Source organism: uncultured Bacteroides sp., assembly GCF_910578895.1.
Lineage (GTDB): Bacteria > Bacteroidota > Bacteroidia > Bacteroidales > Bacteroidaceae > Bacteroides.
Map to the genome: position 1 here is coordinate 16054 of NZ_CAJTSC010000001.1, position 14232 is coordinate 30285.

Annotated in this window: 7 protein-coding genes; 5 read left to right on the forward strand and 2 right to left on the reverse strand. The window is 47.8% G+C overall.

Features of this window, described 5'->3' with window-relative positions:
- Nucleotides 1-17 precede the first annotated feature (17 nt).
- Nucleotides 18-1658, reverse strand: coding sequence for a RagB/SusD family nutrient uptake outer membrane protein (locus QZ327_RS00075; protein ID WP_294616094.1), 1641 nt, complete (start codon nt 1656-1658; stop codon nt 18-20).
- Nucleotides 1659-1670: 12 nt separating this feature from the next.
- Nucleotides 1671-4736 (reverse strand): TonB-dependent receptor, encoded by a 3066-nt coding sequence (locus QZ327_RS00080; protein WP_294616095.1) that lies wholly within the window; start codon nt 4734-4736, stop codon nt 1671-1673.
- A gap of 600 nt (nt 4737-5336) precedes the next feature.
- On the opposite strand from QZ327_RS00080, the gene QZ327_RS00085 reads away from it, so the two are divergent.
- From QZ327_RS00085 to QZ327_RS00105, 5 genes are read left to right on the forward strand one after another with little or no spacing between them, the layout of a single operon-like run.
- A complete protein-coding gene (locus tag QZ327_RS00085) occupies nt 5337-6344 on the forward strand; it encodes a LacI family DNA-binding transcriptional regulator (RefSeq protein ID WP_294616096.1) in 1008 nt (335 codons plus the stop codon).
- A 55-nt stretch (nt 6345-6399) separates the two neighbouring features.
- Nucleotides 6400-7767 carry an SLC45 family MFS transporter gene (locus QZ327_RS00090; protein WP_294616097.1) on the forward strand — a complete coding sequence of 456 codons (1368 nt, stop codon included), beginning with the start codon at nt 6400-6402 and terminating at the stop codon, nt 7765-7767.
- A gap of 19 nt (nt 7768-7786) precedes the next feature.
- Entirely contained in the window at nt 7787-10105 is a 2319-nt protein-coding gene (locus tag QZ327_RS00095) for a family 65 glycosyl hydrolase domain-containing protein (RefSeq protein WP_294616098.1), read from the forward strand.
- Nucleotides 10106-10114: 9 nt separating this feature from the next.
- A complete protein-coding gene (locus QZ327_RS00100) occupies nt 10115-11167 on the forward strand; it encodes an efflux RND transporter periplasmic adaptor subunit (protein WP_294616099.1) in 1053 nt (350 codons plus the stop codon).
- Nucleotides 11168-11194: 27 nt separating this feature from the next.
- Nucleotides 11195-14227, forward strand: a complete 3033-nt coding sequence (locus tag QZ327_RS00105) for an efflux RND transporter permease subunit (protein WP_294616100.1) — start codon at nt 11195-11197, stop codon at nt 14225-14227.
- Nucleotides 14228-14232: the final 5 nt, after the last annotated feature.

Consider the following 14232-nt stretch of genomic DNA (forward strand, 5'->3'; position numbering starts at 1 on the left):
TGTCTATGCTTTTTTAATTAATAACCCGTGTTCTGAGTCAGGTTTCCGTTCACACTCATATCAGTTTGCGGAATCGGGAACAAACGATATTTATCATCTACACCTACACCGGTGATGATGCCGCCCTTTTCAGCCCAGACATAAGAGCCGGAAGTGAACAATCCGAAACGAATCAAATCCATACGGCGAGTACCTTCCCAGTATAACTCACGGGCACGTTCGTTCAGGATATTTCCATACTTCACCCGCGTATTTCCTCCCGACACGGCAGCATCGGCTGTCAACCAGTTTGCATCGATACGGTGATTTTCATCGCCATAGCCACGGTCGCGCAATTCATTGATATAGCCAACTGCAATATCCAGGCTGCCACCCTCGCCACCACGAGCCACAGCTTCGGCATACATCAGGTAGATGTCCGCCAAACGGAACATCGGGAAATCCGTGTCAGGGAAAGTGACATTCTTTCCATTCGTGCCGTCGCTATTCTTATTGGTATATTTATATACTGCCCAACCTTCAGAAGTAAATGTGCCGGAAGCTTTAGTCGTAATGTCCAAAGAACGGTTTGCATCATAGAAGATACCACGTTTGTCTAAAATATTATCCGCTGTCCAAGTGCTTTCATCATCATTGGGGAATTCAAAATTTCTCACCAGATTACCTGTAGAACGGAAGCCATCCCAACCGCTACTGCATCCATAAGTTTCAGGACTTGATTCACTACTGGAGCGGGAACCCAAAATAATGGCACCGATACCATAAGACTGAGTGGTATTGCCATCTGCCATAATCGGGAAAATAATTTCTTTTACCGCATTTGCATTCTCACCGTTATCAGCCATGAAAAGTTCCGCATAATTGTCTGCCAACTGATATCCGCCAGCAATCACATTCTTACAACGTTCTACGCAATCGGTATAGCGTGCATCACCCGTATAGGTTTCGGCATTCAGATACATACGTGCCAACAATGCGTCAACAGCGGCTTGGTCGGCTCTACCGTATTGTTTGTATTTGGCAGGAAGCTGTCCTCTTAACTCCAAAAGTTCGCCTTCTATCCAGTCAAACAACTCTTCACGAGACAACTGCGATGGTGCCAACGCATAATTGTTTTCTGTGATAAAAGGAGGTCTTCCAAACAAATCCATCAAGGCATAATAAGCTAATGCACGGCAAAAGCGTGCTTCGGCGGCATACTCTTCTTTATTGATTTCGGCAGGAGCGTTGCCTACATTCTTCATGAAGTCGTTCACCAATGCCACCACATACATGCTACGTTGATAAGCGCCTTCGATAGATTCCACCTGTGCCGTTCCCCAAGTAAGCCCGTTAATGGAAGCCACCCAAGAATCAGGCCATGCACATTTAGCCTCATCGGTAGTGTTCTCCTGAAGTGTCCACCAACAACGGAGAAGCACGGTGTTACCGGGGTCCAGCCCACTGATATCGGAAGAATTGGCACCATCCTGTCCAGAGAGAGCCCACACGGAGTATATTTTATTCAAAGCTTTGGTATAACTTTCAGCATCGCTGTACGCTTTATCCGATGCCACCACTTTTTCATCCAACGGAAATACATCCAAATCGCCTACACAACCTGTGAGCGACAACAGGGCTGTCGACAATAATGAAGCGGTTATATATTTCATTTTCATAAGAATCAATTTTTAAAAGTTAAGATTAAGACCTAAAGTATATGTTCTCGGACGCGGCCAGATGTTGTTGTCTATGCCGTTTACACCCGGAATTTCCGGATCAAGCCCCGAGTACTTGGTGACAGTGAACACATTCTGCACGGAAGCGCTGATACGTCCGGAAATCTTGTCGGTAAAGAATTTCTTGAAAGTATATCCAAAGGTAATATTATCCATCTTCATGTAAGAGGCATTCTCCAGATACATGTCGCTGCACTTATGCTCGACAGCATTAGTCAACTTAAAGCCGTTTGTGTATTCAATAGCAGCCTTGTTATAGTTGGACAAAGAGCCCTGGTTGCCGAAGTTATTCAAAGTTCCATTGTCCGCATTGCTGGCATTGAAAGCATAATTACCGATGCTCGCACGCAAGTTGAAGCCCAAATCCCAATTCTTGTAAGTAAACTGCGAGCTCAGCCCCATGTAGCAATCCGCCAACGGGTTCTTATTGGTGAAGTAACGGTCGGCATCAGTGATTTGCCCATCCTTGTTACGGTCTACAAGTGCACCTTGAATGGCATTTCCATTCTCATCATACACCTGCTGGAACAACCAGAAATTATAAGGAGTTGCCCCCACCTGATGTCTTGACAATACAACCCCGGTACCGAAAGGAGCGTTGGCAGCTGCGATACCCTCGTATTCGGGATTATAATTCACGGTCAGTTTCGTAATCTCGCTCTTGTTCCAAGTGACATTATATCCCAATTCCCAGCTGAAGTCTTTTGTCCGGATAGCCACGGCATTGATGTTGAACTCCAAACCTTCGTTCTTCATCGTACCCACATTGGCAGTAATCTGATTGGTAAAGTTCGTTCCAGCGGGTGCACTGACCGTATTCAATAAGTCTTTAGTATGTTTCTGGTAATACTCAATGCTACCATTGATACGATTGTTCAGGAAACCGTAATCGATACCTACGTTATAAGTAGTCGTCTCCTCCCACTTCAAGTCGGGGCTATATCCGTCCGGTTTCAATAAAAAGCTTCCCAAATACTGTGTATTCGTGTTGTTGCTGAACACATATTTGGTCAGATACATATAATCGCCAATTTCCTGCTGACCTGTGATACCATAACCTACACGCAATTTCAAATTAGAAAGAACCTCTCTTGTGCTTTCCATAAAGTTTTCGTTAATCAAACTCCAAGCCAATGCAACGGAAGGGAACATACCCCAACGATGATTCTTACTGAAACGTGAAGAACCGTCGCGACGTAAAGTAGCCGTCAACAAGTAGCGGTCCATCAAGTTATAGTTCAAACGACCAAAGAAAGAAACCAAGTAGTTTTCATAAGGAGCCGGTGTGCTGTCATCCCTCAAGTAGCGTCCTTCATTATCATCATAAGTCCAGCCTTCCTTATCAACCGCCAGTTTTTCAATCGGATTGGATTTGCCTTGGCTGAAGTTGTTATAATAGAAATGTTGCCAGGAATAACCCGCCATCACATCAATATGGCTCCGGATAGCCTCAATATCCTTCACATAATTCAAATAGAAATCCAGCACGTGGTTACGACGCAGATTGCTCCAGGAACTACCCTGACCTATATTCTTAAAATCACCGTCTTTTGCAGCTTGGAAGGAACCGGGAACCACATAGTTGTCACCCGTGGTCTTGGCGACATCGTAACCCAAGTTCAGGTTGGCACGCAAATCTTCGAAACCGTGTATCTTATAGTCAAGCTGAATATTACCCAAGCTACGCTTCGTAGTACCGGAATTATCTACGTTATACAACAATGAAAGTGGATTGACAGATGCCAGCGTATTGGGAGAAGCAGCACCTTCTACAATGGAAGTCCAGTTATAATAGCCATTGTATCCATACTCTGTATCTGTATAAATCGGTTTGGTGGGATCGTAATAAGCAGCAGCGCCCACAGCACCCGAATCGGCAAAACGGTTGTTGTTAATAGTGCCCTTCACATTGACATCCACACTCAAATGATTGTCGAAGAACTTAGGGCTCAGGTTGACGGCTCCCGTATAACGTTCATACTTGGAAGTTTTCAACGTACCACGCTCGTTATTGTAACCGAAAGAGACACGGAAAGGCAAGAAACCCGCCTTACCGGCAACCGCCAAGTTCTGATCCGTACTTAAACCTGCCTGGTAAATGGCGTCCTGCCAATCGGTCGACTGTTCGGGAAACTGATTCAGAATATCTCTTACCGCTTTGCCTTCGGCAGTTCCTTCTGCGTACTGACCAAGAATAGCATTACGGAATTCATCGCCACTCATCACATCCAGTCGGTTATACGGGTCTTTCACCGTATAAGTACTGCTATAAGTCACCTTTACTTTTCCCTGGCTTCCTTTCTTGGTAGTAATGATAATTACACCATTGGATGCACGAGAACCGTAAATCGCCGTTGCTGACGCATCTTTCAATACGGTGAATGTCTCAATGTCGTTCGGGTTAATAGTAGACAACGCGTTTGAGGTTCCTGGAGCGGCATCATTAGAGGTAGGGATACCATCGATTACAATCAACGGATCGTTGCTGGCATTCAAAGAAGCCCCGCTGCGGATACGGATGGTAGAACCCGCACCCGGACCGCCATCACCGGAAGTAATGGCAAGTCCCGGCACTTTGCCCTGTATAAGTTCTTGCGGGGAAGTAACGGCACCTCTATTCAGTTCTTCCGCTTCAATAGCAACAACCGAACCGCTCAGGTCGCTCTTCTTTACAGAACCGTAACCAATTACGACAACAGCATCCAACAGTTGGGAATCATCTTCCATATTCACAACTACCGAAGGAGCAGCAGCCACTTCCTGAGTCTTATAACCGATAAAAGAGATTACCAATGTAGCACCTTTAGAAACCGACAAGGTAAAATTACCATCGGCATTCGTAATCGTACCATTGGACGAATTACCTTTTTCCACTACATTTGCGCCTATCACACCACCCAAAGCATCCTTCACATGCCCCTTCACAGTGATATTCTGTGCATAAACGCCAACAGACAAGAACAACCCTACGATTAGGGTAAGAATCGTTCGACTGATTCCAAGATTAACTTGCTTCATGCATTTAATAAATTAAAGTTAACAATATTAATTATATATATTATTCGAAAAATAGTTTTCGTATCCAGCCTGCCAATGTCTTTCAAGCATACATATCACACACAGCATGATGCAGCATGACGCAGCAAAAATATGATTTATTAATTTAATAAATACTAGGGAATGTACTAAATATAAAGGGCAGGAAATGCAAACGATTGCATGAATTTGCGCGCATGTGCAGTTTTCAACTCGGCTTTCCCATTTACTTGGCACAACACGACCACACTTATAATGCCACACACCGCACTATAGATACAACGGTACTATACCACACATACAGCATTGCTGTATTACACATAAAGCGACACTGTACGATGCATACAGCACCCATACGGTACAGAAAGACTGATAACAAAGAAGTTGACTCTCTCCTGTTTTTTCCATGCAATATCTCCAAAATCTTAAAATTCCCATTCCGACAAGACAATGCAATCGTTTGCACAAACTTACATTCCGATATATAATAATGAATAGGTGTCTTTTAACTAATTCCGTTATTTTTGCAAACGGAACAATGGAGATTTGCATTATCTTTGACCGAAAAATCAAATCATACTCATGAATAAACCGCAGATAACAATCAAGGATATCGCTCGGGCATTGAATGTCTCGCCCTCTACCGTGTCAAGAGCACTCAAGGACAATCCGGACATTAGTCGGGAGACCCGCGACCTTATCCATTCGTATGCGCGCGAACATAATTATAAGCCCAATGTACTTGCCGTCAATCTCCGTTCAAGCCGCAGCAATACGATCGGCGTGATTGTTCCCCAATTAGTGCATCACTTCTTTTCGTGCGTATTGAGTGGCATCGAGACAGCGGCAACCCAAGCCGGCTACAACATCATCGTAGCGCAAAGTAACGAATCATACGAACAGGAAGTGAAGATTGTCCATTCTTTTCTTGCCGCCCGGGTCTGTGGCGTCATTGCTTCTCTTGCCAAGAATACGGAGCACTACAATCATTATCAAGAATTGTTAAACAACGATATTCCAATTGTCTTCTACGACCGCATCTGTACAGGGCTGAAAACGGAACGGGTGGTCGTAGACGACTATGCAGGTTCATTTGCCGCCGTGGAGTACATGATTCAGACGGGGTGCAAACGCATCTTCTTCTATGGAGCCGACCCTCATCTTGAAATTACCAAGAACCGACGCAACGGCTATACGGACGCCATGAAGAAATACAAAATCCCGGTAGACGACAGCATGATTTTGCTATGCGACAATCGGGAGCGCGCCATTGCCATAACGCCCGACCTGTTGGAAAGCGACAATCGTCCCGACGGTTTCTTTGCCATTAACGATGAAACGGCGGCAGGCATTTTGTATGCCTGCAAACTGGTAGGGCTGAAAGTTCCGGATGAGGTTTCCATCTGCGGCTTTACCGACGGCGCCATTGCCCAAAGTACCGACCCGAAACTGACAACGGTGGAGCAACGTGGAGAGGAAGTAGGCAAAAGCGCATTCGGCATCCTGACCGAAAAGTTGGAAGGGAACGAGGAGAAAAGTACCAACAAGATTGTACGGACAAACTTAGTAGTGAGAGGAACAACGAAATAAGAACACAACCGACCGAATTAATCTATAAACCAATATCATAAAAAGCAAAAGAGCAATGAAAGTAAAACCCGATTTAAGTTTCTGGAAACTGTGGAACATCAGCTTCGGTTTTTTTGGCGTACAGATTGCATACGCCCTGCAAAGTGCGAATATCAGCCGCATCTTCTCTACTTTAGGAGCCGACCCGCATAGCTTAAGTTATTTCTGGATATTACCTCCGCTGGCAGGCATCATCGTGCAACCCATCGTCGGAGCTGCCAGCGACAAGACCTGGACGCGCTTCGGGCGCCGCATCCCCTATCTGTTCATAGGCTCGTTAGTGGCGGTACTCGTCATGTGCCTGCTCCCCAATGCGGGCAGTTTCGGCATGGTGGTAAGCACGGCTATGATTTTCGGTCTGGTATCATTAATGTTTTTGGACACCTCCATCAATATGGCAATGCAACCTTTCAAGATGATGGTAGGCGACATGGTGAACGAGAAGCAGAAAGGACTCGCCTACTCCATACAGAGTTTCCTATGCAATGCCGGCAGCCTGGTAGGTTATCTGTTCCCGTTCATATTTGCACGGGTAGGCATCAGCAATACGGCGCCGCAGGGTATAATCCCCGACTCCGTAATCTACTCCTTCTATATCGGGGCTGCCATCCTGATATTCTGTGTCGTCTACACAACGGTCAAGGTGAAGGAGATGCCGCCAGCAGAATATGCGGAATATCATGGCATTACGGAAAAGCAGGAACACGAGAAGGTGAATATGCTGCAACTGCTGGTCAAAGCGCCGAAAGCCTTTTGGACGGTGGGGCTGGTACAATTCTTCTGTTGGTTTGCTTTCATGTTCATGTGGACATACACCAACGGAAGCATCGCCGCAAATGTTTTCGATGCCCCCACCGTGGAACATACAACAAACGGCATCACTAAAACAGTACTCGACACCAAGAGCCTGCAATACCAAGAAGCTGCCAACTGGGTGGGCGTGCTGTTTGCCGTGCAAGCCATCGGTTCCGTGCTTTGGGCTGTCTGCATTCCCTTGTTCAAAGACCGCCGCTTTATTTATACGTTGAGTCTTGCATTGGGCGGCATCGGATTTATCTCCACTTATTTTATACATAACCAATACGTACTGTTCATATCCTTCCTGCTGATAGGTTGCGCGTGGGCTGCCATGCTGGCATTGCCGTTCACTATTCTGACCAATGCCCTTTCCGGCAGGCACATGGGCACATACCTCGGGTTGTTCAACGGCACCATCTGTATCCCTCAAATCGTAGCAGCGGCATTAGGTGGAAGTATTTTGGCACTGTTCACGCCCAAAGGGATGCTTTCTCCCGAAATAAATATGCTGGTAATGGCGGGTGTGATGCTTATAATCGGAGCCGCCTGCGTATATTTGATAAAAGAGACTAACGAAGAAAGATAAAACACAGAAAAACACCTCCATGAAAAAATACCTTAAAACCGATGAATGGAACATCATAGAGAATAGCTTCCAAGCCGACCGTATGCGATGGTCGGAGAGTATATTCAGCCTGGGCAACGGCCGTTTCGGACAGCGGGGCTATTTTGAAGAGCCATATAGCAGCGACAGCTATCGCGGCGCATTCGTGGCGGGTATCACATTCTTGGACAAAACCCGCGTAGGCTGGTGGAAGAACGGTTTCCCCCGATTCTACACGCGCATCCCCAACGCACCGGATTGGAGCCGCATCAGCCTGCGGCTCATTGACGAAGAACTGGACCTGGCACAATGGGATGTGGACAGTTTCAACAGACGTCTCGACATGAAAGCGGGTATCTCTTACCGCGACACGGAAGTCACCTCGTCGCGAGGCAACAAACTTCGCCTGCATACGGAACACATCACCGATATGGCACGTCCCAACCTCTGCCTGATCAAATATAGCGTCACGTCACTCAACTATGCGGGTAAGATTTCCCTCGTACCGGCTTTTGACGGGGATGTCGTAAACTGCACCGAGCAACCCGATGGAAAGATATGGAATATCCTACGTTCCGGCACAACCAATAACTGCGCTTACCTATGGACACAGACCAGACGGGAAGATGCGCAGATATGCTATGCCATGACCTACCAGTTCTTCAAGAATAACAAAGAGACATTCGCCAACCCAATACGAATAGAAAAAGAGAAGCAGGCGGGCTTCAGCGTAGGCATTGAGGTGAAACCGGGAGATACCGTAACGCTCATCAAATACATCGCCATCACATCTTCCCTCTATTACGAACGGCATAATTTGATAGAAACATCCGTATCGGAAGCCCGAAAAGCCCAAAGTACGGGTTGGGATGTCTTGGAACAAGAGCACCGGAAAGCCTGGCAGGAGATATGGGACGAGACCGATGTCATCATCGAAGGTGATCCGGAAGCCCAGCAGGGTATACGCTATAACATCTTCCAGCTCTACCAGACATACCGAGGAGATGATTCGCGCCTGAATATCGGTCCTAAAGGGTTTACCGGTGAGAAGTATGGCGGAAACACTTACTGGAATACAGAATTGTGTTGCGTTCCCTTCTTCCTGCTCTCCACTCCGAAAAAGATTGCCGAGAACCTGTTGATGTACCGCTATAAGCAACTGCCTAAAGCCATTGAAAATGCCCGCAAACTGGGTTTCGGCAACGGTGCAGCCCTCTTTCCGCAGGTCACCGGCAACGGCGAAGAGTGCCATAGCGAATGGGAGATTACTTTTGAAGAGATTCATCGGAACAACATGATTGTCTATGCCATTCTGCAACATGCTACGCTTACGGGCACACTGGATTACATCGCCCGTTACGGGCTGGAGGTAATGATAGCCGTCAGCCGTTTCTGGAGCCAGCGGGTGTCTTTCTCACAGCCTAAGCAAAAATACGTCATCCTGGGAGTTACCGGACCCAACGAGTATGAAAACAATGTAGACAACAATTGGTATACCAACTATTCCTGTATGCGTTGCCTCAGGGCTACCCTGGGCTATCTTGAAATCATAGCACGGCAATATCCCGAGGAATATGCCCGCGTATGCCGCACCACCCAACTAAACCATACGGAAGAATGCGGGCGTTGGCGGGACATCATCGAACGGCTGTACCTGCCGGAAGACCCGGAACGGGGCATCTTCATCCAAAACGACGGTTATATGGACAAGGTACTGCAAAGCGTAGACGCCATTCCCGGTAACGAGCGCCCTATCAACCAATATTGGTCGTGGGACCGTATTTTGCGTTCCTGCTACATCAAGCAAAGTGATGTCCTGCTTGGCTTATATCTTTATTATTTCAACTTCGACAGGGAAACCATCCGCCGCAACTTTGAGTTTTACGAACCAATGACCGTGCACGAGTCTTCCCTTTCCCCGCATATCCATTCCATTCTTGCCGCACGTATCGGAAAAGTGGAAAAGGCATACCAATTATTCCTGCATGCCACCCGTCTGGACTTGGACGATTACAACAATGAAGGCGACCAAGGACTACATATCACCAGTATGCCGGGCAGCTGGCTGGCGGTGGTACGCGGGTTTGCTGGATTGCAAATTCTGAACGACACGCTTAAGATAGAACCCTCCATACCTGAGAAATGGAGTAGTTATTCATTCAAAGTGAATTACTTAGGCCGCACGCTGCGCATACAAGTTGGCAAAGAAATAAAAATCGGACTGACCTCCGGAAACAAACTGAACATACAGATATATGAAAACGTTTATGAATTAAGGCAAGGGGCCGATTTAACGGTCGCCCTCAAAGACTTGCCTTAATCAGCATAAATGAAGAAAATATATACGTTAGCCCTGGCAGTGACGTTAGTCATTACGTCCTGCGGGCAAAAGAAAGGGAAAGAAACCACCCCGGTACGACCTGTGAAAACGGCTATCGTGAGTTCGCAGCCGGTCATACTGAAAGATTTCTCCGGCATGGTGGAAGCCGTGGAGTATGTGCAGCTGGCATTTCGTGTGGGCGGGCAAATCATCAACCTTCCGGTAGTGGAAGGACAAAGGGTAAAGAAAGGACAACTGATTGCCGCCATCGACCCACGGGACATCTCCTTGCAATATGCCGCCGACAAGGCTGCCTATGAAACCGCCGTCGCACAAATGGAACGCAACAAACGGTTGTTGGGCAGACAGGCTATCTCCCGGCAGGAGTATGAAATCAGCGTTGCCAATTATCAGAAAGCAAAATCCGCCTACGAGTTCTCTGCCAACAACATGCGGGATACGAAACTGACGGCTCCCTTCGACGGCTCTATCGAAAAGCGGCTGGTAGAGAACTATCAGCGCGTCAGTTCGGGAGAAGGCATTGTACGGCTGGTCAATACACGGAAGCTACGCATCAAGTTTACCGTGCCCGACGATTATCTCTACCTGCTTCGCGACAAAGATGCCACATTCAAGGTAGAGTTCGACAGCTACAAAGGCAAGGTGTTCAATGCCAAACTGGAAGAATATCTCGACATATCGACCGATGGCACGGGCATCCCGGTCACAATCACCATCAACGATCCTGCTTTTGACCGTACCGTCTATGATGTGAAACCCGGCTTTACCTGTAGTATCCGTCTCGCCTCGGACATCACTTCCTTCACCGAAGAAAAACTGATGAATGTACCGCTAAGCGCCGTATTCGGCGACAGCGAAAGCAAGCGTACCTACGTATGGGTAGTGAAAGGCGGCAAAGTAAGCCGCCGCGAGATAACCGTATATTCACCGACGGGCGAAGCCAACCTTCTTATCTCCAAAGGACTGCAACCGGACGAAACCATTGTTACAGCTGGAGTATACCAATTGACGGACGGACAGCGGATAAAAGAAATTAGATAACCTCACCACCTTATCATTCTCATAAAAATGAACTTAGCCAAATATTCATTAGATAATACAAAGATTATCTACTTCTTCCTTGCCGTGTTGCTTATCGGCGGCATATTCTCGTTCGACCGTTTGGGAAAGAAAGAAGACGCGCCCTTTGTCATAAAGACGGCGGTCATCATGACGCGCTATCCCGGAGCCGAACCGGCAGAAGTGGAACGGCTCATTACCGAGCCTATCTCCCGCGAAATACAGAGCATGAGCGGGGTCAATAAAATAAAATCCGAGTCCATGTACGGGCTTTCCAAAATAACATTCGAACTGCAACCGTCACTCTCTGCCGCATCTATCCCGCAGAAGTGGGACGAACTGCGCCGGAAGGTGCTCAACATACAGCCGCAACTACCGGCAGGTGCTTCCGTACCGACGGTATCGGACGACTTCGGCGATGTATTCGGCATCTATTACGGATTGGTTGGCGACGACGGTTTCTCATACGAAGAGATGCGCGACTGGGCAGAACGTATCAAAACGCAGGTTATCACTGCCGAAGGGGTCATGAAGGTAGCCCTGTTCGGCACACAGACGGAAGTTGTCAATATCTTTATCTCTGTCAGCAAACTGGCAGGAATGGGTATCGACCCCAAACAACTGGCTAACCTGTTGCAATCGCAGAACCAGATTATCAATACAGGCGAAATCAGTGCGGGTGGGCAACAGTTGCGTATTGTTGCCAACGGCACCTACACCACCATCAACGACATCCGTAACCAAACGCTTACCACCCCCGCCGGTCAAGTCAAGTTAGGCGACATAGCCACTGTTGAAAAAGGATATATGGACCCGCCCGGAACTATCATGCACGTAAACGGTAAACGTGCTATCGGCATCGGTGTCTCCACCGACCCGCAGAAGGATGTGGTAAAAACCGGTGAACTGGTAGAGAAAAAACTTGCCGAGCTATTGCCTCTCATCCCCGTAGGGCTGGAGTTGGAAAGCCTTTATCCAGAAAATGTCATCGCCAAAGAAGCGAACAACGGTTTCATCATCAACCTGATAGAATCCATCCTGATTGTGATTGTCATCATCATGCTGGTGATGGGGATGCGTGCCGGCATACTCATCGGTTCTTCACTGGTGTTCTCCATTGGCGGCACACTGCTTATCATGTCGTTTATGGGAGTAGGATTGAACCGTACTTCACTGGCGGGCTTCATCATTGCCATGGGCATGTTGGTGGACAACGCCATTGTAGTGACCGATAACGCACAAATTGCCATAGCACGCGGCGTAAGCAGGCGGAAAGCACTGATAGACGGTGCTACCAGACCGCAATGGGGATTGCTGGGAGCAACTTTCATAGCTGTCTGTTCCTTTCTGCCGCTTTATCTTGCACCGTCTTCCGTTGCCGAGATCGTAAAGCCGCTGTTCATCGTGCTGGCTATCTCGTTAGGGCTAAGCTGGATACTGGCATTGACGCAAACCACGACCTTCGGTAATTTCATACTGAAAACCCGAACCGACAACAGCGGTAAAGACCCGTACGACAAGCCTTTCTATCACAAGTTTGCAGCCCTCCTCAGCGTACTGATACGAAGGAAAGCGCTGACCCTGGGAAGCATGGCGGCACTGTTCATCCTCTCATTCGTTGTCATGGGACTGATGCCGCAAAATTTCTTCCCTTCGCTGGACAAGCCCTACTTCCGTGCCGATGTCTTCTATCCCGAAGGATACAGCATCCGCGATGTAGAGAAAGAGATGAAGCAGGTGGAAGCCCACCTGCTGAAGCAACCGGAAGTGAAGAGAGTTTCCGTCACCTTTGGCAGTACTCCGTTACGTTACTACCTGGCATCCACTTCCGTAGGACCAAAGCCCAACTTTGCCAATCTTCTGGTAGAGGTGACAGACAGCAAATATACCAAAGAGTATGAAGAGAGCCTGGACAACTATATGAAGGAGAACTATCCCGATGCAATTACCCGCACCACACTTTTCAAACTCTCTCCTGCCGTAGATGCCGCCATTGAGATAGGCTTTATCGGCAATAATACGGACACGTTAGTGGCATTGACCAACCGGGTGCTGGAAATAATGCACCGCGATGAAGACCTCATCAATGTGCGCAATTCCTGGGGAAACAAAATTCCCGTCTGGAAACCCGTATACAGCCAGGAACGTGCGCAGCCCTTAGGCGTATCACGCCAGAGCATGGCACAGAGCATACAAATAGGAACAAGCGGCATGACGCTGGGAGAATACCGGCAGGGCGACCAGATGCTTCCTATCCTGCTGAAAGATAATACAATCGACTCATTCCGTATCAACAACCTGCGTACGTTGCCCGTATTCGGAACCACGCGCGAGACCACTACACTGGAGCAAGTAGTCGGTGAGTTCGACTATCAGTATAAGTTCTCCAATATAAAGGATTACAACCGCCAAATGGTTATGATGGCACAAGCCGACCCTCGCCGGGGAGTAAATGCCATTGCCGCCTTCAATCGTGTATGGGAACAAGTGCAGAAAGAGATAAACGTCCCCGAAGGATATACGATGAAGTACTTCGGCGAACAAGAGAGCCAGGCAGAATCCAACGCCGCACTGGCAGCCAATATGCCGCTGACTTTCTTCCTGATGTTCGTCACCCTGCTGTTCCTGTTCAAGACCTACCGCAAACCTATCGTCATATTGCTGATGCTGCCACTTATCTTTATCGGTATCGTACTTGGACTACTGCTCTTGGGCAAAACGTTCGACTTCTTTGCCATCCTGGGTTTATTGGGACTAATTGGTATGAACATCAAAAATGCCATTGTCCTCGTAGACCAAATTGATGCGGAAACAGCTGCCGGCAAAGCACCGCGCGAAGCGGTTATCAGCGCCACGACCACCCGTATCATCCCGGTGGCTATGGCATCGGGAACCACCATCCTGGGCATGCTCCCATTGTTGTTCGATGCCATGTTCGGCGGCATGGCGGCTACGATTATGGGAGGGTTGCTGGTGGCTTCGATACTCACGCTGTTTGTATTGCCGGTGGCTTATTGTGCAATACACAGGATAAAAGGATAAGGGAT